General features: G+C 48.2%; 22 protein-coding genes. 7 read left to right on the plus strand and 15 right to left on the minus strand.

The features are described from left to right. Window positions 1-45 precede the first annotated feature (45 nt). The 10 genes from ACR6Z4_RS13345 to ACR6Z4_RS13390 form a co-directional block, all read right to left on the minus strand. Window positions 46-3,408, minus strand: coding sequence for a PAS domain-containing sensor histidine kinase (locus ACR6Z4_RS13345; RefSeq protein ID WP_479717775.1), 3,363 nt, complete (start codon window positions 3,406-3,408; stop codon window positions 46-48). 243 nt (window positions 3,409-3,651) lie between these two features. Beyond that, the gene (locus ACR6Z4_RS13350; protein WP_479717776.1) at window positions 3,652-3,858 is read right to left on the minus strand and encodes a hypothetical protein; all 207 of its coding nucleotides are present in this window, start codon (window positions 3,856-3,858) and stop codon (window positions 3,652-3,654) included. 572 nt (window positions 3,859-4,430) lie between these two features. Beyond that, the gene (locus ACR6Z4_RS13355; protein WP_479717777.1) at window positions 4,431-4,940 is read right to left on the minus strand and encodes a hypothetical protein; all 510 of its coding nucleotides are present in this window, start codon (window positions 4,938-4,940) and stop codon (window positions 4,431-4,433) included. Further along, a complete protein-coding gene (locus ACR6Z4_RS13360; RefSeq protein ID WP_479717778.1) occupies window positions 4,937-5,245 on the minus strand; it encodes a pentapeptide repeat-containing protein in 309 nt (102 codons plus the stop codon). Before ACR6Z4_RS13360 ends, ACR6Z4_RS13355 begins: the two co-directional genes overlap by 4 nt. Before the next feature lie 232 nt (window positions 5,246-5,477). Further along, window positions 5,478-5,672 (minus strand): 30S ribosomal protein S21, encoded by a 195-nt coding sequence (gene rpsU, locus ACR6Z4_RS13365; protein ID WP_479717779.1) that lies wholly within the window; start codon window positions 5,670-5,672, stop codon window positions 5,478-5,480. Between the two features lie 168 nt (window positions 5,673-5,840). Then, on the minus strand, window positions 5,841-6,143 hold the full coding sequence (locus ACR6Z4_RS13370; protein ID WP_479717780.1) for an RNA recognition motif domain-containing protein: 303 nt from the start codon (window positions 6,141-6,143) through the stop codon (window positions 5,841-5,843). A gap of 152 nt (window positions 6,144-6,295) precedes the next feature. Further along, window positions 6,296-7,039, minus strand: a complete 744-nt coding sequence (locus tag ACR6Z4_RS13375) for an ATP-binding cassette domain-containing protein (RefSeq protein ID WP_479717868.1) — start codon at window positions 7,037-7,039, stop codon at window positions 6,296-6,298. Between the two features lie 65 nt (window positions 7,040-7,104). Then, complete coding sequence (devC, locus tag ACR6Z4_RS13380) at window positions 7,105-8,307, minus strand: ABC transporter permease DevC (protein ID WP_479717781.1); 1,203 nt, start codon at window positions 8,305-8,307, stop codon at window positions 7,105-7,107. After that, window positions 8,304-9,449: an ABC transporter permease DevC gene (gene devC / locus ACR6Z4_RS13385; RefSeq protein ID WP_479717782.1), complete on the minus strand. Its 1,146-nt coding sequence runs from the start codon at window positions 9,447-9,449 to the stop codon at window positions 8,304-8,306. Before devC (ACR6Z4_RS13385) ends, devC (ACR6Z4_RS13380) begins: the two co-directional genes overlap by 4 nt. 133 nt (window positions 9,450-9,582) lie before the next feature. Continuing rightward, window positions 9,583-10,749 carry an HlyD family secretion protein gene (locus tag ACR6Z4_RS13390; protein WP_479717783.1) on the minus strand — a complete coding sequence of 389 codons (1,167 nt, stop codon included), beginning with the start codon at window positions 10,747-10,749 and terminating at the stop codon, window positions 9,583-9,585. A 691-nt stretch (window positions 10,750-11,440) separates the two neighbouring features. Between ACR6Z4_RS13390 and ACR6Z4_RS13395 the strand changes: the two genes are divergently transcribed. Then, window positions 11,441-12,082 (plus strand): TetR/AcrR family transcriptional regulator, encoded by a 642-nt coding sequence (locus ACR6Z4_RS13395; protein ID WP_479717784.1) that lies wholly within the window; start codon window positions 11,441-11,443, stop codon window positions 12,080-12,082. 90 nt (window positions 12,083-12,172) lie between these two features. Here ACR6Z4_RS13395 and ACR6Z4_RS13400 read toward each other — a convergent pair whose 3' ends face one another. Continuing rightward, entirely contained in the window at window positions 12,173-13,885 is a 1,713-nt protein-coding gene (locus tag ACR6Z4_RS13400) for a SulP family inorganic anion transporter (protein ID WP_479717785.1), read from the minus strand. Between the two features lie 3 nt (window positions 13,886-13,888). After that, a complete protein-coding gene (locus ACR6Z4_RS13405) occupies window positions 13,889-14,536 on the minus strand; it encodes a Uma2 family endonuclease (RefSeq protein ID WP_479717786.1) in 648 nt (215 codons plus the stop codon). A 160-nt stretch (window positions 14,537-14,696) separates the two neighbouring features. On the opposite strand from ACR6Z4_RS13405, the gene gatA reads away from it, so the two are divergent. Both gatA and ACR6Z4_RS13415 read left to right on the plus strand, forming a co-directional pair. Continuing rightward, window positions 14,697-16,154: an Asp-tRNA(Asn)/Glu-tRNA(Gln) amidotransferase subunit GatA gene (gene gatA / locus ACR6Z4_RS13410; RefSeq protein ID WP_479717787.1), complete on the plus strand. Its 1,458-nt coding sequence runs from the start codon at window positions 14,697-14,699 to the stop codon at window positions 16,152-16,154. Between the two features lie 390 nt (window positions 16,155-16,544). Then, window positions 16,545-17,402 carry a helix-turn-helix domain-containing protein gene (locus tag ACR6Z4_RS13415; RefSeq protein WP_479717788.1) on the plus strand — a complete coding sequence of 286 codons (858 nt, stop codon included), beginning with the start codon at window positions 16,545-16,547 and terminating at the stop codon, window positions 17,400-17,402. 356 nt (window positions 17,403-17,758) lie between these two features. On the opposite strand, the gene ACR6Z4_RS13420 is transcribed toward ACR6Z4_RS13415, so the two are convergent. Further along, window positions 17,759-19,120, minus strand: a complete 1,362-nt coding sequence (locus tag ACR6Z4_RS13420) for a TetR family transcriptional regulator (protein ID WP_479717789.1) — start codon at window positions 19,118-19,120, stop codon at window positions 17,759-17,761. 280 nt (window positions 19,121-19,400) lie between these two features. Between ACR6Z4_RS13420 and ACR6Z4_RS13425 the strand changes: the two genes are divergently transcribed. After that, on the plus strand, window positions 19,401-20,264 hold the full coding sequence (locus ACR6Z4_RS13425) for an acyl-CoA desaturase (RefSeq protein ID WP_479717790.1): 864 nt from the start codon (window positions 19,401-19,403) through the stop codon (window positions 20,262-20,264). A gap of 105 nt (window positions 20,265-20,369) precedes the next feature. Further along, a complete protein-coding gene (locus ACR6Z4_RS13430) occupies window positions 20,370-20,510 on the plus strand; it encodes a hypothetical protein (protein ID WP_479717791.1) in 141 nt (46 codons plus the stop codon). A gap of 18 nt (window positions 20,511-20,528) precedes the next feature. Here ACR6Z4_RS13430 and ACR6Z4_RS13435 read toward each other — a convergent pair whose 3' ends face one another. Beyond that, window positions 20,529-21,491 (minus strand): ribonuclease Z, encoded by a 963-nt coding sequence (locus ACR6Z4_RS13435; RefSeq protein WP_479717792.1) that lies wholly within the window; start codon window positions 21,489-21,491, stop codon window positions 20,529-20,531. Window positions 21,492-22,390: 899 nt separating this feature from the next. Between ACR6Z4_RS13435 and ACR6Z4_RS13440 the strand changes: the two genes are divergently transcribed. Both ACR6Z4_RS13440 and ACR6Z4_RS13445 read left to right on the plus strand, forming a co-directional pair. Next, on the plus strand, window positions 22,391-23,239 hold the full coding sequence (locus ACR6Z4_RS13440; protein WP_479717793.1) for a universal stress protein: 849 nt from the start codon (window positions 22,391-22,393) through the stop codon (window positions 23,237-23,239). Window positions 23,240-23,241: 2 nt separating this feature from the next. After that, window positions 23,242-23,814, plus strand: a complete 573-nt coding sequence (locus ACR6Z4_RS13445) for a DUF3611 family protein (RefSeq protein ID WP_479717794.1) — start codon at window positions 23,242-23,244, stop codon at window positions 23,812-23,814. Window positions 23,815-23,934: 120 nt separating this feature from the next. Here ACR6Z4_RS13445 and ACR6Z4_RS13450 read toward each other — a convergent pair whose 3' ends face one another. Further along, complete coding sequence (locus ACR6Z4_RS13450; protein ID WP_479717795.1) at window positions 23,935-24,927, minus strand: diguanylate cyclase domain-containing protein; 993 nt, start codon at window positions 24,925-24,927, stop codon at window positions 23,935-23,937. Between the last annotated feature and the right edge of the window lie 46 nt (window positions 24,928-24,973).

Raw genomic sequence — 24,973 nt, forward strand, 5'->3', positions numbered from 1 at the left:
TCAATACTCATACTCGTTTTGGAGCAGTATGACTCCGTCGATCCTTTAAGTCGGGTGAGGCAGCTGAATATAAAAGGTTGCCCCTTGCTGGGGCTGACTTTCTGCCCAAATCTTGCCCTGGTGCCGATGGATAATTCGTTGGACAATCGCCAACCCAATCCCATTACCTTCAAACTCTCTCGCTGAGTGCAGCCGTTGAAATGCCCCAAAAACTTGATCGGCATAGTCCATCTGAAAACCGACACCATTATCACGAATAAATAGTGTGTCGGGGTCTAGCGTGCCAATTTCAATTTGAATCGGATGGCGATCGCGACTAAATTTAACCGCATTTTCAACCAAGTTACTAAAAACTTGCTGAAGCAGTGCCGCATCCCCATAGACCGTCGGCAAATCGCCAATGGTAAACTCGATCGCGGTTGAGTTGTTTGTATCTGTAACCAGGGCGATCGCCGTATCTACCAACTGGCGCAAATTGACCGGACGAATGTCCATTTGCCGTCGTCCCATCCGCGATAGCGTCAACAAGCCATCAATCAGTTGCCCCATCTTGAGACTACTCTCTTCCACAATGTTTAAATAGCGAACCACCTGCGGATTGAGAGGAGTCTGGGCTGTAGCGGCTGATGAAATCACCTGTAACTGCTCTAGCTCTTTTCGGAGCGCATTGACAAAGCCGCCAATGTGGCGCAATGGGGCACGCAAATCATGGGATACCGAATAGGAGAAAGAATCAAGTTCTCGATTGAGGGCTTCTAATTGCGCCGCTCGTTCTGTTAAGGCTTGCCTTGCTTCAACCAGTTCTGTAATATCCCGAGAACTACCAATCAAGGCGTAGACGTCTCCGTTCGGGCGTTTGAGCGGAATTTTGTAAGTATCAGCATAAATCTCCCGATTGATTTGAGAATAGGATTGCTGAATATGAAGGGTTTCCCCAGACTCAAACACATGTTGATTTTGGGCGATCAAGTAATCGGCACGTTCTGGCGGAAATAGTTCAAATAGTGTTTTTCCCTGGACAGCACGCCCATTCTCTAGACCAAAATTCAACTGGGCATTCGCATCATTGCTAAACACAACCCGCATCTCCTGATCCACCACAAAAATAGAATCGGGCAAGGCGTTGATGAAGGTGAGCAATTCGGCAGTGCGTTGGGTCACCATCGCTTCCAGGGCTTGATTTTGTTGCTCTAACCGAGCATTCAGTTGCTGAACGGCTGTTTCAGCTTGCTTACGAGCTGTGATATCTTCGATCGCCCCGACATGCCCAATCAGATTGCCCGCATCGTCATACATTGGGGCAGAGATTTCATGCACCCATTTAATCCTGCCATCTGGGTGTTGAAATCGATATTCGCCATCAAAAGACTCTCCATTTTGGTATTGTGCTTGCCACAAATAATGAAGCCGTTCGAGGTCGGTCGGATGGATGAAGTGTTGCCAGCCATTGCCTAAAGACTCTTCTAACGAAAAGCCTGCTAACTCTTGCAAGCGAGGGTTGCTCCAGGTGCCATAGCCATCCTGATCAACGGTATAAATGCCAATAGGAGAACATGTACTGAGCGATCGAAATCTCTCTTCACTTTTGCGTAAGGCATCTTGAGCCGCTCTGCGATCGCTGACATCGCGACAGTTGACAACGACCCCCTGCACCACTGGATCCTCTAACAAACTGGTGGTAACAGCTTCAAACGTTCGTAAGTCGCCGGTGCGGGTGCGTACCCGATATTCCACCAGCGGTTGACTGACTCGTGGGTTTTGCACGGCATTGACTAACACCTGCATGATGAGGGGAATATCTTCGGGGGGCACAAAGTCAATGGCATTTTTGCCCACAACATCAGCCGAAACGTAGCCCAGAACGCGTTCTGAAGAAGGACTGGCATACAAAAAAGTACCCTGAGCATCTAACAAAACCACAATATCAGACGAATTTTCGGTAAGCGTGCGGAAATATTGCTCTCGCTGTTTGACCGCTTCTTCTGCCTGTTTGCGATCGGTAATATCAAGGCTACTGCCGACTAGACGATAAATGCGTGACGTACTGTCGCGCAGGGGAGTTAACGTTGTCAACCAAAACGTTTGTTGCCCTTTCAGCAAAAGTCCTTCTTCATAGGTAATTCGTTCGCCTGCATCAATGCACGCTTGATAATGCTGTTTCACAGCAGCTGCGGCTGCGGGCGAAAGCAAATCATCCGGTGTTTTATAATACACATCTTGCAGTGAAAAGCCAGTCAATTGTTCATGCACAGGGTTTAGACTAACGTAACGAAAGACGCCATCATCTGCGACATCCACGACGAAAATAGAAGTTTCAATACTTTCGTAAATACTACGTAAAAACTGTTCACTTTCTTGTAGTGCTGACTCTGCTTGTTTGCGATCGCTAATATCATTGACGGAGAACACCAGACTGGTAATATCTCCCGTAAGATTTTTGATAGGTGCGCCATTGATCGACAAAAATTTGTACGTACCGTTCGCCCAGGTAATTAAATGTTGAACATCAAAGACGGGTTCACCTGTAGCCATCACGCGCCGAAAGGGCTGTTGTTCGTCTGTCCAGGGGCTACCATCCGGTGCCATCGCTTGCCAGTCGGGGGTGTTGTAGGTGCGGTGAGTTATTTCATCCTTTTTTAACCCCAACACATGTTCGGCACTATCATTGGCAAATAAGATTTCCCCTTGTGGATTGAGCAATACGATCGCAGCCACACTGGTTTTCATGATGCCTTCTAGCAGATCGCGTTCATCGCGTAATGCCATTTCTGCCTGTCTTTGCGCTGTAATGTCACTGAAGCTGACAATGATGTAGTCAATTGTGCCATCCCCATTGAGCTGAGGCACGGCACTGACCAATAACCAGATCCGATCTTGCCGGTGGGGTTGCCGCACACCCATCACAACATTGCGCACTGCTTGACAAGTGGCGATCGCTCTAGGAACAGGATGATCTACTCCGGCCAGGGGTAAACCGGAGGCATCAATCACATCCCAGGTTGTGTCGTAGGATGTTTTACCCAAAAGTTGGTCTTCATCAATGCCCAACAGATCCAACGCCATCTGGTTGCTCATTAAGATTTCAGCATCCGCACTTTGCAACAAAATGCCACACCCCACATCTCGGATCAGGGCGCGCAACTTGGCATCGCTATCGTGAGAAGGACTGGGATATTGGCGCTGAATGCGTCGTTGGGCAAGGTCGCGCCCGATGAATCCGCAGACCAAAACCACGGTTGTAATGGCATAACTGACTATAAAACTCGGATGATCCCTCAGGAGCAAGGTATTGTCTTGAACTCGTTGCACCTGTAAAACCTGCCCTACCAGCCATACACTCCCGATCAAAACATAGGCTTCAGCCAGCAAAACCGTCGCTTGTTTTAGTCGTAAAAATCGGTGATTCATGAGCCAACCGGGGTGAATGAGTAAACCCTCGTGTTGTTCATTTTATAGCGCTGTGCAGGTTGATTCAGTACGGTGTTGTGGGGCGCTCCGCGCCCCACAACACCGTTTCTGTACTTAACGAACTTGCACACCACTATATTGGGCGTTGCTGATATTTAGAGATGAATTTGCACGTGAAATCAGAGGTTTCATGTGCAAATTCATGCCGCTATTATGCAATGCTTTGATTCAGGCTACGACGATTTAGGCTCTGCGATCGCGCTTCAAATCGTAAATTACTTTTTCCCAATACCAATTTTCTGTTTGACCGGGGTAACGAAACCGAGCATTTTGGAGCAATCGCTCTGCGGTTTTGCGATCGCCATTGAGCAACGCCATTAATTTTTGCCGAGTGGACCGGCGGACGTTCCCTACCGTCGCTTTTGTCCAGTCCGATGGCGATGAATTCATAGGTTTGGCTCGCCGAGCCTGACCAGACGCCCAACCCAATTTCCTGAACAACCATCGCATTATCATGACAATGCCAAATACAAGGAGCCACAGGGTCAAGATTGCGATCGCAAGCTTCATCATGGGGTGGGGGAAAGGGTGCTGCTCCTAGTGTGCCCCACCTTAAACCGTTTCATAAAGCAACGTCTTGTTTCTTTTCGTTAAGGATTATGGATGTAAAAACCCAGTTATGGTTGAGAGAGCGACGGCTCCGCCGTCGCTCTCTCAACCATAGCGTTACGAATTCACGTTGGGACATTGGGGGTGTGGCACTGCCCCACGCAGGGATTCTACCCCTGCACTCCGCCCTAGACTAAGTGTGTAGCGCTATAGCAATGACACAAAAAAAGATGTGAAAGGTGTGGCAATGCCACACCTTTCACATCATCTCTCAATTGTATTGGGGCTTGACTCTAAACTAAGGATCGTGGATTGAATAAACCCGAAGATTTATTTTTGGAAGCGCGGCGGAGCCGCGCTTCCAAAAATAAACGTCCGAGTTTTAATTAATTTGTGATCCTAAAGCGTTACTTTTACAACGGCAACAATTGCTTAGAAAGCCGATTACTGGCTCGTTGAGTATAGGCATTATGAAATGAACCCACATCAGAGTCTGCAAAATTCAGCGGATGAGGTGGGTCTGACAATACGGCAACCGAGCCTTTTTCGTAAGACTGAACCAACTTGACCACCCATGGAAGAAAATCTAAAACTTCATCGGGCATCAGCGTCAGTTCAAAATGCCACCTGCGATTCATCCCTTGAGAACTTCGACTCATTCTGGCAGGTGTCGTAAAAACACCTCCTTTATTCACAGATAAGCGAAGAATCAACGGACGATCAGGCACAAATTCGTCAGGTGCCATATGCGCATAGACACAAATGTAATTCAATTGTTGTCTAGCATCTGCCCAAGAAGCTCTGGCGATGTTGGACGAAGAATTACCCTTCGTCACATCGACTGGAACTTTCATCGCAGCGGCAAAAAGGCTGTAAAACTCATGCCTGAGCTGTGTGACAAGACGGATCGATTCTGGATTCATCGAATAGTTCCACGATGATGAGCATGACTGACCTTGGCATCGTGCAAATTGACATCTGTCAAATTGACATTCATCAAGTTTGCTCCCGTCAAGTTCGTCTCGGTTAAATTTGCCCCTGTCAAGATTGCATCTGTAAGGTTTGCATGACTCAAATTGGTTCTCATCAAGTTTGCCTTCGTCAGATTAGCGCCACTCAAATTAGCGCCACTCAAATTTAGATTTCTCAAATTTGCTGCAATCAAGTTAAGATTTCTAAAATCCCGTTGACCTGCGACGTAGCGGCTCAAGAGTTCTTTAACGTTCATGGGAATTTTGATACCAATTCTGTTAGTTACGAAAAACTTAAACTAGTGAAATGATTGTCGAACAAACACTTCACTCAAACCATCTTTATCTGTGGTTATTTCTGAAAATTAGCAACACAGGGGGATGCAGAGAGATGAATGTCATCAAGGCTAAGTAGCTTTATCTTTCCAAGCCTTTCCATATCCATTTGCCTGCACCATTTTTAGTTCTGCTCCTACAAGCAAATGCACCTTACTTGTCATAACGAAGGCGCTTTCTCCGCTGCTTATGTCTAGAAATGGCTTTACGTTTACGCTTTTCAATTGGCGTTTCAAAATGGCGGTTCTTCCTCATATCTGGGAAAATACCGGCTCTCGATACTTTCCGCTTAAACCGACGTAGCGCTGACTCAATTCCTTCATTTTCGCCCAGAATAATTTGGGTCATCCGTTCTCCTCACGATTAGTAGTTTTGAGGTGTCTGTGAAGGCTTGAAAGATGCTGCTTGCTTCAAACCTTTGCCCATCAAGTGAGAAACGCAACCCAAGAAAACAAGTTATTAGGTTCTTCGTCTATCTCTAAAAGATGCAAAATCAACGTGGTCAAATCCAAAAACTTAATAACGACGAGACGATCCGCCTCGTCCTCTATTTCCTTGAGAAAAATCTCCCCGATTTTCACGAGGCTTGGCTTTATTGACTTTTAAATCACGCCCCATCCATTCAGCACCGTCAAGCGCTTCAATTGCAGCAGTTTCTTCTGCTTCTGTACCCATATCAACGAAGGCAAAACCACGCAAACGCCCGGTTTCTCTGTCTGTCGGAAGTTGGACGCGATTTACGGTACCGTATTCTGCAAAAACTCTAGTGAGATCGTCCTGTGTCACTTCGTAAGACAAGTTACCGACGTAAATTGACATGGCATTCCTCCAGAATCAGGTTATACAAAGAGTCAGATTCGGAGAAACGTTTGTGAAACGAATTACAAGCCGAAAATAATTCTTACTAGAGACACTAACATATTAACCTGGTTCTAACCATGTCGGGGTTTTTTGGAAAAATTCAAAAAAATTTACATCATAAACATACGGCGATCGAGGCTTTTGGGGTCGTGGCTGGCGACAAAGGTATCCAGGTTATCGTCTGATTCTAAATGACCGTCGATTAAATTAATAATGCGATCGGCAACGTCGAGGATGCGGTTGTCGTGCGTCACCATCAGGATTGTGCAATTTTCTTGTTTGGCAAGCCGTTGCATCAGTGTGACGACCTCTCGTCCCGATTTTTTGTCGAGGGCAGCGGTAGGTTCGTCTGCCAAAATTAGCTGAGGTTTGTTGACCAGGGCACGGGCGATCGCCACTCGTTGTTTTTGTCCACCCGATAGCGAGTTGGGTTTGTAATCTACCCGATTGCCCAATCCCACCTCTTCCAGAATCGCCACGGCTTGTTCGCGTTTGGATTGAAACCCACCCAGCAACTCAACTGCCATCTCTACATTTTGGGCAGCGGTAAGAGATTCAAATAAGTTATGTGCCTGGAAAATGAAGCCAATGCCACGGCGCACGCTAACTAACTCGGCATTAGACATCCCCACCAGTTCACGTCCCATAACATTAAGACTACCTTCCTGAGGGGTGCGCAGGGCACCCAGGAGACTGAGAAAGGTGGTTTTGCCGGAACCGGAAGGACCTGTGATGATGACGATTTGCCCTTTGGGAAAGTCGATATCGATATCAAACAACGCTTGCTTGCGTAAATCGCCTTTACCAAAGTAGTAATTGAGGTTGCGGACTTTGACTGCTAGCTCTCGACCCATCGCGATCGCCCCTGCTTTAGAGGCAACGTTTTGATTCATCGCTGGATTCCATTCGGTGGTATCCATTAGCCAAATACCTCCGCCGGGTCGGTTGCCTGTACTTTACGAACGGCGATCGCGCCTGAAATCAAACACATAACAAACGTCATCACGTATGTAAAAAGTGCCCGATCCACCGTCATTTGCATCAGTAAACCCGTTGCCTCGGTAGCTTGATGATAGAGAATGACGCTAATCAAAAATCCAGGAATAAACCCCAGCACCGATAACAACATTGATTCTTGTAACACCACTCCCAGCAAGAAGCCATTGTGATACCCCATGGCTTTGAGTGTGGCATATTCTGCCCAGTGGTCGGCTACGTCGGTATAGAGAATTTGATAGACCAAAATAATGCCGACGACAAATGCCATGGTGGTCAGTAAGTTAAACACAAACCCAATATTTGTGTTTTTTCGCCAATATTCTAATTCTTGCTCGACAAACCCATCCTTTGTAATCACTTGCACATCATTGGGCAAACTGGCATCTAAAAGTTTGACTAATAGATCGGCATCAGCATTGGGAGCAAGTTGAATCAGCCCAATATCAACGGTTCCTAGTGTGCGGCTATCTTCTTCAGGATCCAGTTGGGCAAAGTAGCGTAAAAAGTTTTGGTCACTCATGACTAAATTGCCATTGCCTGCGGCAAAGTCAGTCCCCAGTTGGTAATTGCCGACGACTTGCACCTGCCGTTCTGACAATTCTGTTTTTACCCCCGTTGTAATAGACCCCAACTCTGAGCGTGACTTCAGATCAACCAGGACTGCGTTAGGCATCTCCAGAGCTTCCGATAGGGAAGTTAATTCCGATTGCAACACCAGGTCGGGTAGATCAATCACGGGGTCGGTAGGATTGAAGGCTAACACCCGTACCGGGCGGATCTTTTTATTCTCAGGATTTTTCCAATTGGCATTGTTGATATAGAGCGGGTAAGCGGCTTCAACCCCTTCAAACGCTTGTGCCTGGTAGAGTCGTCTGCGGGCAAACTGCTCTGGCACAAACATGGTGTACTTCAATGTACTGGTAAGCACAATATCGGCATTCAGCAGTTTGAGGAGTTGTACCTGGCTATCGTATAGGGCGTTTTTGAACCCACTAAACAGAAAGATTAGCAAGACGGCAAAGGCAACACCGCCGATGGATGTGAGCAATTTGCGGCGATCGTGGGTGAGATTGAGCCACGCCAGGGGTGTGCGACGCAACAGGTTTTGAAGTCGTGCCGTCATGAAAATACCTCCGCCGGATCGGTGGTGATAACTTTGCGCACCGAAATCAAAGCCGACAGTGAACACATCACAATCGTGAGAAACAAAACAAAGAGAGTTCGCAGGGGATCCATGACAACAGGTAAGCCACCATTGGTGGCATGGAAGGTGATCTGATATAACCCCCAGGAAAACAAATAGCCTGGAACAAACCCCATTAATGCCAAAATGATGCCTTCTTGCAAAACGATCTTAAACAAGTAGCGGTTGCGGTAGCCCATGGCTTTGAGGGTGGCATATTCGGGCAAGTGATCACGAATGTCTGTATAGAGAATTTGATAAACAATCACCGTGCCGACAATGAACGAAACAATCACTCCCAGGGTAAAGATAAAGCCAATGGACGTGGTGGCAATCCAATAATTCTTTTCCCGGTCGATGATCTCGGTTTGGGTCAGCACTAAGGTATCAGCAGGCAGTTTGGTACGAATCAGAGACGCGATCGCATCTCGATCGGCTCCCGATTCTAAGCGAATCAATCCCAAATCAATCCGCTCTAGCGTGCGCGGTGCAAACAGCCGCAGAAAATTTTGGTCGCTTACAATCAATGTGCCATCAGCAGCAAAGCCACCCCCTAAGGCATATTGCCCGCCAATCTTCACTCGTCGCCGATCTAACTCGGTAATGGTGCCGATGTCTTGAGGTCCAAACATGGGATTGGAGAAAACATCAAACAAGACTGTATCGGGAGTGCGCAGAGCTGCTTGATTTTCAGGCGTCTGTAACTCTGGCAGTGTAAAAACGGTCTCATTGGGATTAACCCCATACACAAACATGGCACGGCTGAGACGAGTTTTGGGATTGCGCCATTGTCCATAGGCAACATAGAGCGGCATCACCTGTTTTACCCCATCAATGCCTGCAACCTGATACAGGCGATCGCGGGGGAACGCTTTGGTTGTGCTAATTTCTAACGATTGCGGTGACATTAAAAAAATATCTGCATTCATCTGGCTGTAAACCTGACTTGCTGTTTTTGCCAGAGCGCCCAGGAATCCCAGATTCATAAAAATCAGCATGACGGCAAACGATACCCCTGCGACCGCTACAAATAGACGGTTTTTCTCATTCAGTAAGTTCAGCCATGCCAGGGGGGTACGCATTGGGGGAGGAGGGAGAGTGGAGGGGTGGAGGGATGAAGGGGTGGGGGGATGAAGGGGTGGAGGGATAGAGGGGTGGAGCGTTTAGATTGAAACGGGGAATGGTCCTGATCCTGAACTTCTAATCCCTAATCGTTTATTCCTGCACGTCAATTTTTACATCGACTTGCAGGTTGGTTAATTTAGAGACGACTTCGCTTTGGTTGAGGCGAATGCGGACTTCGACGACGCGAGCGTCGGCGTTGGCGGCGGGGTCGTCGTCGAGAACATTATTTTTGAAGATTTGGCTGCCCACACGTTCGACTGTGCCGCTAAGAATTTGATTAAATGCACCGTTCCGGCTGGTAATGCTGGCGGTCTGACCAACTTGGACTCTGCTCACGTCGGTTTCGTAGACTTCGGCAACAACATACATCTGTCGGGTGTCGCCCATTTCCAAAATGCCCTGTTCAGCGATCGCTTCCCCTTGTTGGGCAATAACCCGAAGGATTTCACCGTCGCTGGGTGCCCGAATGATCGTGCGATCGAGTCGTGCTTCTGCCAGCCGCAAGTTGCGATCGGCTGATTCAACGTCGATTTGGGCTTGCGATCGCGTCAAATTTGCCCGTTGGGATTGCACCTGCGCCTGGGCATTGCTCATATCGCTATTGCGGGCAGATTCTAAGCGTGCCAGCGTGACTCTGGCATTGTTGAGTCTTTCTTCAATCTGTCGAGTTTCCGATCGCTGTTGGTCTAAGTTCTGCTGCGCGATCGCACCCTCTTGTTGCAAGGTTTCAAATCGTGCCAGATCAGTCTGTGCTAACGACAACTCAGCTTCTAGCTGACGAATCGTGGCTTGCTGCGCCTGGACTTCTAATTCTTGTGGCTGGTCAATTTGCTGGAGCCGAGTTTGGGCTTCTTGAATTTGAGCTTCTCCCAACTGGGTTTCTGCCCGCATTCGTTTCCTGGCTTCATCGAGTTGACTTGCAGCGTAATTTCGCTCTGCCAAACGTTCTTCATAACTTTCGAGATACGCCAGGACATCGCCTTTGACAACGTAGTCACCTTCGTCTATGTCTAGACGGGAGATGCGATCGCCCACGGGACCACCGACTTTAACAACTTCTCCGGCAGGTTCTAATCTGCCCAATGCTGCCACGGTCACTTGCTCGGGCACAGGTGCAACGTCCTGGGTTTGAGTCACTGCCGGAGCCAAAAACAACGTCCGAACCAGCATGGCACTCGTTCCCAACAATGCCAACACGATGAGCCACAACCACAGATTTCGTCCTTTAAACAAGCTTGAAGCCCTGCCAACATCCATAAACTCACCCCATCTGAGGGCTTGATTTTTGTCGAAAAGGTGCAACTAATCAAACTACACCGTACAGTGCACTACAATTACCTTACACGCTGCCAAGAGTCCTGTCTACACATATATTTACAAATTATGGCGATCGCTATTCATCTGGAGCCCTAATTGGAGAATTGATTTTTATACTCCTTGAGTAAAAAAATCAATTCTCCTCGTCACTTTTGCGATAGGTTTTCAAAGATCGTGGATTGAATAAATCGCAATTCGTTTTGAGCGTGGCAACGGAGCCATCACTTTTTCAAACCAAATTACAAGTTAATGCATCTATGATCCTAAGGATCGCGGATTAAATAATTTCTATGAGTCAAGTGCTCTGTAGGGGCGCACTGCGGTGCGCCCTTACCCAAGAATTACTTATTAAATCCATGATCCTAAGCCATGAAAAAATGGATGTCTGAATCTTTAATCAAGAATTCTACCTGTATCTTTTATAATCACCAATTCGGTGATTTGCCAGGGTCTGATAATTTTAGTGCGCAGAGGACTCGATGTCCTTGCTCAATCTACATCGGCGTTTCTAACCATCCATCCTATAAATTCTCTCATCGTCTCAGCCTCGTGCTGTTGTATGATGACGACTTCACCTGATGGGATGAATGATTCCTTTCCTCGCAACTCTTTCCACCTATAAGCTTGATTCATGATTCACGATCAAGATGATCCAGAGATGGTGAGTGCTCCATCGATAACTGATAGTGCTGGAACCCGTGGTAAGCCCGAACAAATTTTGGTGGGTGCCATGCAAGTATTTCTGCAATATGGATATGCCGGAACCAGTATGGATCGCGTGGCGGCGATCGCAAAAGTTTCTAAACATACTATTTATCATCACTTTCACGGCAAAGAAGGGTTGTTTGTCGCGTTATTTGAACGGTTGGTTTTACGCCACTTTCAGGTTGAGTTTGGCTGTGAATTGTTGCCAACAGACCCCCCGGAGCAAGTGTTATATCGTCTTGCCAGTATTTTGCTCGATCGCATGAATGATCCTGAATATATTGCGTTTATTCGGCTACTGTTTGCTGAATCGGGGCGTTTCCCAGAATTGGCGCAGCTTTATTTGCGGGAAGTTGTGAATAAGGGGGATGAGGTATTGGGGCGTTATCTTCACGCTCATCCAGAATTAAAGTTGGTCGATCCGACGATAACGGCTCAAATTTTTTGGGGTGCATTGACCTCCTACATTTTTAGTCAGGAAGTCTTGCATGGAAAGCAATTAAACCACCATTCAAACGAACAATTCATTCAAACATTGATCGATTTAATTCTCAAGTCATCCCTATAACGCTTCGCGCTTAGATAGATGACGTTTTTTGGGGGAGAGCTGCGCGGAGCGCAGCTCTCCCCCAAAAAACTTGCACAGCGCTACATATCTCTATGATTCTTGTGATTGATGGCGAGTTTCAAAATCTGCGATCGCCGTATGGAGGGTGAAATAAATATGGTCTGAAGTAATTTTTTGCAAGAGTCCCGATCGCTTTAGTTGCGTGTAAAGGTCTTGCTTTACCCGCGTCAGAGCAAACGTAATTCCTCTCGCCGCTAATTCGTCATACACCTCTTCCAACATATCAATCGCGGTAATATCAACTTCTACGATCGCCTCCGTATTTAAAACAAACCACTCTACTGGAGTTGTTTCTGCATCAATGGCAGCAAACGCTCGTTGTTTGAAATTTTCCACATTGGCAAAACAAAGGGGCGCATCATAGCGATAGAGCACTAACCCCGGAATTGTCGTGGCACCATCCCAATCTGCAATGTCATGCAAACCGGGCAAACCGGGCACTTCCCCCATAACCGCATCGTGGGGTCGGGAAATTCTAGTAAACACATCGATGACCGATAAGCCCACTGCCACCGCTACGCCAACCAAAATATCGGTGAACAAAACGCCCAACGTGGTAATAATAGCCAGGAAAAATTCACTGTTGCGAAATTGGCGCAATCTCAAAAATTCTGGAACGTCAATCAGTTTCGTGGCGGCATAGATGACGATCGCTCCTAGAGCAGCACTGGGAAATGCTGCCAGAAGAGGACGCAAAAATAATAAAACGCCAACGACAACACCGAACGCCACCAGCGAAAAAAGCTGACTTTTGCTACCCAGGGCATCGCCAATCACGGCTCGACTGCCGCTACTGCTAATGGGAAACCCCTGCATTAAGCCATTTCCTACGTTTGCCGCACCCAGCGCCAGTAGCTCTTGATTGACATCGATTTTGTAGTGGTTGCGACTGGCAAATGCCCGTGCCGTCAACACATTGTCGGAATAGCCGACCAAGGCAATGCCAAACGCAGACGCAATCAGACTGGGCAATTCGGCTACAGAGACGTTGGGAAAAACAAAGTGCGGTAAGCCCGCCGGAATGGTGCCCACCACAGCAATGCCCTGTGCCTCCAACTGCAAGAGCATCACGGCAGCGGTGGCTAACAGCACCACCAGGAGAGGACCGGGTGATTGAGGAAACCATCGCTGAATCGTAAATAAAAAGGTAAGCACTAAAATGGACAATATTAAAGTCGGTAGGTGAGCCTGGTCGAGCCGACTGACAAATTCAATGATTTTGCTAAAGACGCCGTTGGCTTCCAGCTCAATACCGCTGATTTTACTCAGTTGCCCCGTTATCATAATCACGGCAACCCCTGCCATATAGCCAATCAAGATCGGCTTGGACAGCAGATTAGCAAGAAATCCTAACCGGGTCAGATAGCCAATAATGCAGATAATGCCGACGATAAACGAGAGTAGAGCGGCTAACCCTGCATATTCGTTGGAATTAGTAGACACTAAAGGGGCGATCGCTACAGCCGTCATCACCGCTGTGGTCGATTCTGGACCAATCGACAGTTGTGGCGAAGACCCCACCAGGGCATAAATCAACAGGGGTGGCAAAATTGCCCATAACCCTGCCACAGGCTCTAGTCCCGCCAATTCACCATACGCCATGCATTGCGGAATCAAATAGGCAGCAACCGTCAACCCTGCCAACATATCGCCCCGAAACCAGGCACGCTGGTAGGACAGCAACTGCCTCAGCCCTGGCAAAATTTGCAGCACCACAAAGCGCGGCTTTAATTTTTTACCCACACCCTACCTCAATCTTGCCTCGTCCCTGACCCATTGCCGGAAGGCACGCATCGTCTTATTTCGTCCCCATATCTTAGTCTGTTGCAAGTACTCGGGAATAGCATGTTGCAACGGCAAACCAGGGAAATTGGGACTGGATTCGACGACCTCGTACTGCCCTGCTTGGAGGCAATTGATGTGTAGCTGACCTCGCTCAAATCGCCACAACTCGGGCACTCCCAAATCTTGATAAATGTCGGTATGGGTGCGAGAGGTCACATCCACTTCGATTGCCAAATCGGGAGGGGGATCGATGGTCAAATCCAACCGATCCTTACCCCGTACCGCTGCCTCATGTTGGATATAGAAACAATTGTCGGGTTCAATCCCCTGCTGCATGAGTTGATTTTTGAAGGTGGTTGAGCCTAAACACCAGAACTCAATATCCAATTCTTCGAGCAAAGCTTCTACAAAATTGCTAATCAAAACTCTGCTGACTTCATGTTCAGGCAATGGAGTCATAATTTCTAACGTCCCGTTGGCATAGGCGACTCTGGCAGACCGATGTTCGCCCAACTCTTCCAGAATGGTTTCGAACTCCTGCCAACTGACATCGTTCAACAAAACTTTTTGCCCTGGGGGTACTGTAATACGCTTAAACTCTAGCAACATAAGTCATCCGTCTCCGATGCTCAGGCTGAATTTCGTGTCTAACAGCGTAGCATGACAATCCGATGACCTTTCTCAGTCTGCAGATTGTGCCGATTGTCGATAAACTATGTAGTTGCTGAGGTATAGATTCTGTTAATCGCTAAACTGATGAGGTCGCTGCATGGCATCCATCCGCGAGTTGCATCGTCAACTCATTAAGAAAGAACGGTCGGCTGTAGAAATTGCTCAAGAAACACTAGACCGGATTCAGTCATTAGAACCCAAATTACATAGCTTTTTGCACATCACTGCCGATCGGGCACTGGCGCAGGCACGACAGGTCGATGCCCAGATTGCGGCAGGTGAATCCATTGGTATGTTGGCAGGGATTCCCATTGCAGTGAAAGATAATATGTGTACGAAGGGAATTCCGACAACCTGTGGTTCAAAAATTCTGGAGCGCTTTATCCCTCCTTACGAATCAACCGTGACCCAAAAGTTGGTAGACGCGGGTGCGGTGATTGTCGGTAAAACCAACCTGGATGAGTTTGCCATGGGCAGCTCGACCGAAAACTCGGCTTACCAGGTAACAGCAAACCCCTGGGATTTAGAACGGGTTCCGGGCGGCTCGTCGGGTGGTTCGGCAGCGGCAGTAGCGTCGGGTGAAGTGCCGATCGCATTGGGATCTGATACGGGTGGATCGATCCGTCAACCGGCTGCCCTGTGTGGGGTGGTGGGGATGAAACCAACCTATGGTCTGGTGTCGCGTTTTGGCTTAGTTGCCTATGCGTCGTCGTTGGATCAGATTGGACCATTTGGGCGAACGGTGGAAGATGTCGCGATTTTGCTAGGGGCGATCGCCGGATATGACGCTAAAGATTCCACCAGTCTGGATGTTGCGATTCCAGACTATGCTGCCAGTTTACGGCCTGACCTGAAACCCAGAGGTCGGTTGCGCATTGGTGTGATCAAGGAAACCTTTGGGCAGGGACTCGATCCCGTGGTTGAGGCTGCTGTTACCAAAGGTGTTAGCCGACTGCAAGACTTGGGTGCCGAAGTGCAGGTCATTTCTTGTCCCCAGTTCCGCTACGGATTGCCAACCTATTACATCATCGCGCCTTCAGAGGCGTCCGCTAACCTGGCACGCTACGATGGCGTAAAATATGGTTTCCGCACCCCTGATCCCGAAAATTTACTATCGATGTATACCGAAACTCGGGCACATGGGTTTGGGGCAGAGGTCAAACGCCGGATCATGATTGGCACCTATGTGCTGTCAGCAGGCTATTACGATGCCTATTATCTGAAAGCTCAAAAGGTTCGCACTCTGATCAAACAAGACTTTGAAAAAGCATTTGCCCAGGTCGATATTTTGATCTGTCCGACGTCCCCGACCACAGCCTTTAAAGCGGGTGAAAAAACGGATGATCCCCTGAGTATGTACTTGTCTGACTTGATGACCATTCCGGTAAACTTAGCAGGATTACCTGCCCTGAGTTTGCCGTGTGGGTTTGATGAGCAGGGGTTGCCCATTGGGATGCAAATGATTGCCAATGTGCTGCGAGAGGATTTATTGCTGGAGGTTGCCCATACCTATGAGCAATCAACAGACTGGCATCTGCGTACTCCTTCAATCTAGTGAAATGGGTTAGCGGGTCAGCAGGGCGCTGCCCTGCTGACCCTTATCTTGGAAGCGCAGTCCTCAATCCCCATGTTGCACTAAATTTGGGTTGAGAGAGCGACGGCTCCGCCGTCGCTCTCTCAACCCAAATTTCAGGTTAAATAATCTGTGATGCTTAGGAATGGGAATTTAATAACTCCGATGATTTGTTGTACGGGCGAACGGCCGTTCGCCCCTGCAAATGATTCAATATTCGATCTTATTTAATCCACGATCCTTAGGGCTTGCACTACTTGTTTTTTAGCAACTTCTTAACAACAGCAAGAATTTTTATAGGGAAAGGATAAGTCATCCTATAAAATTCTTACCTGTATGTGATTCCTGTTGAACGAATGGTGAGGGGGCAGCGTGACCAGGTTTGATCCATCTCAAATCACGATTTTGAAAGATATTGGTAGCTATCTCCGGCAGGTGCGCGAAGAACAAGCCAAATCGTTGGAAGAAATTGCTGCAAAAACGTACATCCCGATGCGAATGCTGAAAGCGATCGAAGCCGGTCAGGAAACGATTTTGCCAGAGCCGGTGTTTGTGCGAGGCTTTATTCGCCGGTATGCTGAAGCGTTGGGCTTAGATGGGTTGAACTTAGCCAAAGAGTTTCCGCTGCAAATTGCGACGCCCAGCCCCGAAGTAGAGCCAGCCCCGGAGTTACCGCCTGTCTCGGTTCCAGCCAAAGAGCTGAAGCCTATCCGATCGCCAAACCCACGCCCGCGATCGCTCTATCCGATGCTCTATCCAATCTATTTGGGGATTGGGGCGATCGCCCTGATTGGCGTCATCTATGCATTGATCAAATCGGGATTGCCTGCCACCCTGATCAGTTCCATTCAATCGGGGTTACAACGGGATGCAGATGATGCTGAAACGACTGCCTCCCCTTCAGCCACCGCACCTACTCCCACCGTTGAGATTTCGCCGATTATCGTTCAACCCTCGCCGATCGCTCCGGTTCAGGTCGATGTCAGCCTGACGGGAAATTCGTGGATGAGAGTGACCGTTGACGGCAAAGTGCAGTACGAAGGCACGCTCGCGTCCGGTACCAAACAAACCTGGGCAGGGCAAGATGCGGTTATCATTCGGGCTGGGAATGCAGGCGCAGTTACAGTTTCCTTTAACCAGGGAGCGCCGCAAATTATGGGTGATCCAGGTGCGATCGCCAGCCAGACCTTTACCGCCGACACGGTTTCAACTCAACCGCCAAGCCAATAATCCCATCATCGGCTGGCAGGGTCTGGGGGCAACGCCCTCAGACCCTGCCAGCTAGATAAAAGAATCTCAGCATGGTTGTAGTGATATATCGCTACGCACTTAGGTTAGGACGGGGTGCAGGGGTAAAACCCCTGCGTGGGGCACTGCCCCACACCCCAACGTCCTAAAATAACTATGTAAAGCTATACCAATTTAATTAGCGATCGCACCAGATCCCGTAAGGGCGCATCGCCATGCGCCCCTACAGAAGATTGATGTGCCGTGCAGGCTGTTTAAATCGGTATGAGATGAATGTAAACGTGAAACCTGTGGTTTTACGTTCACATTCATCCCCAAAATCCACAATGCCAGAGGCTCTACGCTTTTTGATCAAGTCGAATGGCTTGTTCTAACGCTAATTTTTCTTTGGCGCGATCGCTATATCGCTGAAGTTGAGATTCATCCAGCCCTGTCAAAATGCTGAGATTTTTTAAATCCATCCCCTTGATCAATAGATCGACCCGCCAGGTGTGTTGAGCCTGTTCGATCGTGGGGGGGTGTCCTTCAGGGGTAAACAGATCGGATGTAAAAGCTTGCCATCGCTCCTGTAACTCCGCTGCTGATAACGGCTGCCCAGCCTCATTAATAAACATAGCGGCGTGGGTGTCCTTCCGGGTTTTGAGCCATTTGGTTAAGGGATTGTTGGTATATGATCCATAACGTTTGCCCATAATCCATTGATTCACAGGTACCTGGCGCAATTTGCCCTGCCGGATATGCAAGATTTGTTGATGAGCATCTCGAACCTGGTGAGATTGCTCTAGAGTGACCAATTCTGCGGCACTGAGTCCGGCTCCAAATAAGACATAGGCGATCGCATAGTCTTGTAAGCTGAGTTTCCTGGCGCGGTGCAAAATCGTATGTACCAGATTGGCAGGTAAATCGGCAACGAGGTCTGAGGCGATCGCAGAATCAACCGCATCTAAACTCGTCAATTCTGAATTAGTCTCCTCAGAACGGGTTAATTCAGAACTCGTCGGGTCAACACTGACCCATTCGGGATTTGCCAACAGCGTTAGCGCCGTCCGGGCGACCAACAACTGAGAGTCAGCCAGCCCATGAGATGGAGAGGTCGTTGAGGGTGAAACAGCACCATGCAAAAACAGAGTAATTAAATTCTCCAAAAAATCATTGCGATCCTGCCATAGCTCATGGAACTCGCTGGTGAATTCAATCACTGCATAGCCCAGCAACATCCCATTTAGCAAGCTCGCCAGTTTTTCGGCGGGCAAGTGAGTTTTGAGTTGCCCATCATTAATCACGGCAGCGAAATATTCAGCCACATAGCGGTTGGCTTGGGTAAAGCCCCGACCCAGTGCGATCCGGTTTTCTGAAGGGTACTGACCTGCCTCACCCACCACCGACCGCACCACCTGCGGCACCCCTTCGAGTGCCTGCAAACAAGCCGTCGCATAGTCTTTTAAGGCTTGATAAATATTTCTGGTCTGAGTGGACTGCTGCACCAGTGCTTGTCCCAGGTGCGTGAACACGGCAGCCTCTTCAATGACAGCCAATAACAACCCATGCTTATTACCAAAATGGCGAAATAGGGTCACTTCATTGACCTCCGCCAATTCCGCAATTTGCTTGGTTGTCGTCTCCGTCACCCCTTGAGAAGCAAACAACTCCAGCGCTGCGTCAATTAAACGCTGTCGAGTTGAATTTCGTTGAACAGACATAGGCAAAATGCAAGTGCCACTTGCAAGAATGAAACATCGTTGCTACACTAGAAAATGTAAGTAACGCTTGCATCTCTCCTCTTACTGTATCGGTTTTCTGCATAAGTGCAAGCTTCCGCCCATATGTTGGGTTGAGTCAATCAACCTGGTAGCAATGGGTTGATTTTCAAGGCATGGATGATGCTGTAGTGGCTGTGTGGAGTAGCGTCAAACCCACTCGACAGCAACCATCGCAAAATTCAGTAGTGCCAGTCTGTGGCATATACATCAAGGATTATTTATGACATCCAATTCCATTAAAACTGCCCCTGTGGGTGGGCAGACGCTTGCGCTGAGCTGGGTAAGTGTCGTGTTCTTCGGAGCGTTTCATGCGCTGGCTCTCCTGGCTCCCTGGTTTTTCTCCTGGTCGGCGCTGGGCGTAGCAGTCTTGCTGCACTGGTTGTTTGGCAGCATCGGCATTTGTCTGGGATACCACCGTTTGCTGACCCATCGCAGTTTGCAAGTACCGAAGTGGTTAGAATATGCGATCGCCATCATCGGGTCGTTAGCGTTGCAGGGGGGTCCTATTTTTTGGGTGGCAGGACATCGGTTGCATCATCTCTACACAGAAGATGTCGAAAAAGACCCGTACTCCGCTCGTAAAGGCTTCTGGTGGAGCCATATGCTGTGGTTGTTCTACCCCCGCACAGAATTTTTTGACTACCACAATTACAAACAATTTGCGCCCGACCTGGCTCGCGATCCCTTCTATCGCTGGTTAAATCGCTACTTTTTACTGTTACAAGTCGCGTTAGGAATCGGACTGTATCTGCTGGGTGGCTGGTCGTTTGTGATTTACGGGATCTTCCTCAGAGCGGTACTCCTCTGGCACAGCACCTGGTTGATTAACTCCGCAACTCACATTACGGGTTATCGCACCTTTCATTCCGATGATAACTCTCGTAACCTTTGGTGGGCAGCGATTTTGACCTATGGCGAAGGCTGGCACAATAACCACCACTCTCATCCCAATGTAGCCAAAGCCGGTTGGAAATGGTGGGAAATTGATATGACCTGGTGGGCAATTCAAGTCCTGAGAAAACTAGGACTGGCACAGAAAGTCATCTTGCCGCCAACAACAGCGGTTGAAGGTGCAAACCAGTAATCCTCCCATCTCTCAGGCTCGTGGATTGAATCAAACCCAATTCTTTTTGAGAGAGCGACGGCGGAGCCGTCGCTCTCTCAAAAAGAATTACGGGTTATTAAATCTATGAGCCTTAGTAAAACTGAAGATTTAGTTTTGGCAGCGCGGCGATGCCGCGCTGCCAAAACTGTGATCCTCAACCAACAGGGGAGAGAAGCGATCGCCTCTCCACTCGATTACTTCACCAAATCAATTGATAGGTATTGATCCCTCATCGAACGAGGATTAACTGGCATGGGCGATCGCCTGCTGATCGACCTGGCGTCTGGGAATTTCGTAAGTGAAAAAATCGGATGCCATCAGGGTTTTAGGAAAAATTGCCCTGGCTTCGCTGAGCAGATCATCGAGAACGATCGCATTTCCCGGCGCATAGCGAGGGCTAAAGTGGGTCATGATTAACTGCTTGGCTCCGGCACTCAATGCTGTCTGTGCTGCCATCGTCGAGGTCGAATGCAACCGTTGATAGGCTAACTCTGCATCCTGATGGGCAAAGGTTGCTTCATGGATCAAAACGTCAGCATCGTGCGCGAGTTCCACCGCACTATCGCAATAAATGGTGTCTGTGCAATAGACAAACTTACGCCCAATCTGGGTTTCACCACACAGTTCGGCACCATTAATCACTCGTCCATCGGGCAAAGTTACGATCGCCCCTTGCTTCAGCTTGCCATAGAGGGGCCCTGACGGAATCCCCAGGGCTTGAGCATGTTCGACATTAAACCGTCCGGGTTTATCTTTCTCGGCAACCCGATAACCAAATGCAGGCACTCGATGGGTCAAAGGCGCACAACTAACGGTGTATTCATCATCGGCAAACACCACACCAGGTTGCACAGTATGCACTTTGACGGGATAAGAAAAATAGGTCTGAGAATAGCGTCCACAGGCTTTTAGATACTCATCTAATTTGGGGGGTCCGTAGATGTCGATGCGGGTGGGATTGCCCGCCAATCCGCAACTTGCCAGCAACCCCATCAAGCCATAAATATGGTCGCCGTGCATGTGGGTCACAAAAATACGAGTGATCTGGCTGACTTTAATTTCGCTTCTCAAAATTTGATGTTGCGTCCCTTCGCCACAGTCAAATAGCCAGACTTCTGCCCGCTGAGGTAACCGCAAGGCAATGCTAGAGACATTCCGCGATCGCGTCGGTACACCAGAACTGGTTCCTAGAAACGTGATTTGCAAAACTCAACCAACCTAATGATGGATCTCTTTTCCAACTATCTTAAGCTGTCAGCGAGATTCTAGGGTTTGCACAGTTGGGAATTTTCTGGCTAGAAAAACTTTTTTCTTCAAGCTGAACGAGCATAGAATCCGATCTAAAACCTGATCAGAAGCATTGATTGTATAAGCCCTGCGACTGTGAAAAGACAACGTTCAGCCGAGCCGTTCGACATCTTTCTATACTTTTTTTTACATTCTTTATTGAGTAGCTAGATTTCTGCGAAAGTGAAGGTAGGCTGGGGCTTGGCTGCATTTTCACCCGGTAGAAACTGACAAAACATATGGGTTTAAAGATCGTGCTGGTTTAATCGAGTATTGACAAAGATTTATAATCAATTTCGAGATTTATCTATAGCAGTCCTAAATCAATTGTGCAATAGGCGGTTCTCACAAACCATTTGAGATTGACATAGCCAATAAATGGTTGATGAGGATGGGGTGCAGGGATAGAACCCCTGTCCGGGGGCACAGCCTCCGCGCCCCTGTCGTAACCAGCCCTGCGGCTGCTATAGGCACTGCCAGCCGTCTTGTGAACTAATGTTAAAGGATTCTTATTCTGCTGATCTTGCTTAATTCTTGGATTCAATCAATTGTTTGCTAGGCAAAGCATATAAATTGAATTCAACCCCTACATTGCAAAGTTGCTTAATGAGAAAGATTTTAAAAAATAAAGAAATCGTATAGATATTTAGCTGACTCTCAGCGATATATTTCTAACTGAAAATATTGACAAGATTGACCATTTCGACCCAGCTTTTAACCTATAATTCAATAAAGATAAGGTGTCAATAAATCATCTTGAAATCGCCTCATTTCTTATCGTTTATTTAAAGCATCGGATTTAACCTTGCGAGGTAATTATGATTGAAAAAATTCTGCTGGCAGACTCTGGGATTGGCAACACAGAAGAAATGTTGAAAGCCCTGATGGATATCCCTTTGATTCAACGGGCGGCGGTTACAATTTTGCATGTGGTGCCCCCTCAAGTCACATCCGATGGTATGACAGACAAGTGGGAAGAAGGCGGTAAGTTGTTAGCAAAAGCGATTCAATATCTCCAGCTTGATCCCGCTCAGGTCAATACGATTCTTCGGGCTGGCGATCCTAAAGATATTGTTTGCAAAGTTGCAGAAGAGTTGGATGCTGATTTGATCATCATGGGATCGCGCGGCTTAAAGCGGATTCAATCCATCCTGGAAAATTCGGTCAGCCAATATGTGTTTCAGCTTGCATCTCGCCCCATGTTGTTGGTAAAAGATGACATTTATGTCAAAAAGATCAACCGCATTATGGTGGCAATGGATAAGTCTAATTCAGCGCAAGAAACATTAAAGCTGGCATTGGCATTGTTGCGCGACACCAAGGGTGGGCAACTGGTTCTGGTTCATACCAACCCTGAGATGAAGATCAAGCCAGGTGAAATTGCTGCCAAGGCGGAAGAAGACCCCGTGCTGATTCCTGCCATCAACGAAGCCAAGAAATTGGGTATTAGCTATAAGTGTGTGGCACCTGAAGGCAAGGCAGGGGAGCGGATTTGCCAGGTTGCAGAAGAGATGAATGTAGATTTGCTCATGCTCGGATCGCCCGATCGCCGTCCTACCATTGCTAAAGGGCTGCCCGATCTCGATCGCTTGCTGGGTCAGTCTCTGTCTGACTATGTGCGCGTCTATGCCAATTGCCCCGTGATGCTGGTTCGCACACCAGGTTAACGATGCCAGAAAAGACGGATACGGCTTTGAGTCAAACTTCTCCTCAGAAGGTGGCTTTGTTAATCGGTCGGGCTGGATGGTCAATCTTCTGGCTTCAGCTTGTTTTAGCAGTCGTTTCTGGCGCAATCTTATTTTTCTATGCTGCATTTAGCCGCAATGCCCGCAGTGGAGCTGGCTTTCTCGGCGTTGGCTTGGGTACGTTGTTTGCCATTTGTGGGTTAGTCACCCTCGCAGTTAGCATTTATTTGGCGTTTCGGTATACCCGTTTCGCAGCTCGGTTGCAGTCAGCGGTTGAGAGTGATCGACCCAGTAAAACGGAGACGTTAAAGCTGGTGCGGTTGGCGTTGAGGGTCAATCTTTTGGGGTTGATGTTCACGATTTTGGGTGCCCAGGCAATCATCGGTTCTGTGTTGGCGATCGCCCTTTCCCAGCCAGAAGGTTGGATTTTGCGATCGGCGGCAGTGCCCATCGTTCAACCGCTGGATTTATTTGTTGTGCAATCCAACATCAATGCGGTGACTGCCTACTTCTTTGGCATTGCGATTTCCTTCTGGCTATTTAATCGTCTGAGGTAATCCCAATGCTTTAACCCTGGGATTAAGCCACAGATTTTTTGTTGTGTGCCGCGCTCCGCGCGGCACACAACAAAAAATCTAACTATATTCAAGCGCGAAGCGCTGTAAGATAGCACCTGATTAAGATGCAGACAGACAGATACAGTCTCGCCCTGAGGCTTTTGCTTGATAGAGGGCATGATCAGCAATCGAAATCAGGGTCGCAGGGGTAAGGTTAACATCGGGAATCAGGCTGGCAACCCCCAAACTCAAGCTAATTTTTCCCTCAATCGGAGATTCGACGTGCTCTAAATCTAATTGTTTGATATGGTGTCGGATCTCTTTCGCCACATGAATCGCCCCCTTCGCCTCCGTATCGGGTAACACGACCGCAAACTCTTCACCTCCATAGCGGGCAACCAAATCCGCAGGACGCTTGACGGCATTTCTAATCGCCTGAGCAACCTGATAAAGACAGCGATCGCCTGCCTGATGCCCATAGGTATCGTTGTAACTCTTGAAATAGTCGATATCCGCCAAAATTAGCGATAAAACTTTTCTCTCTCGGGATAAACGACGCCATTCTTTTTGCAAATATTCATCAAATCGGCGGCGATTGCCCACTTGAGTCAAACTGTCTAGAGACACGATGCGTTCTAGGGCATAGTTGGCTTCTGCTAGTTTTTGATTAGTGGCTTGCAACTGTAAGTACAGTCGGTGTTGATCAATCAAGCGGCGAACTCTTTGTCGCAAAACGGGCCAGTGAATCGGCTTGGTAATGTAATCTGCGGCACCCACCGAAAACGCTTGATCGACTGATTTTTGGTCTTCTAAGCTGGTAATCATCAACACGGGTGAACAACTCTGCATCGTTGCGGCAGGGTCAACGGTTACCCCCATTTCTTGAAGTCTGGCACAGCAGGTAAAGCCATCCATAATCGGCATAACGGCGTCTAATAAGACAACATCTGGATGAAGATGGGCATAGGCGGCTAACCCTTCCTCTCCATTTTTTGCCTCTTCCACCCGATAGCCTTCCTGCGCCATCATGTCTTGGATCTGAACCCGCATAAAGCGATCGTCATCAATAACCAAAATCAAGGGGGGATCGGATGAGGGAGCGGTTAAGTCCATAACTCGTTGTAGGTAGATGCATCCATACGGGTCAATCCACACGGGT

The sequence above is a fragment of the Calyptranema fuscum S582 genome (genome assembly GCF_055793305.1).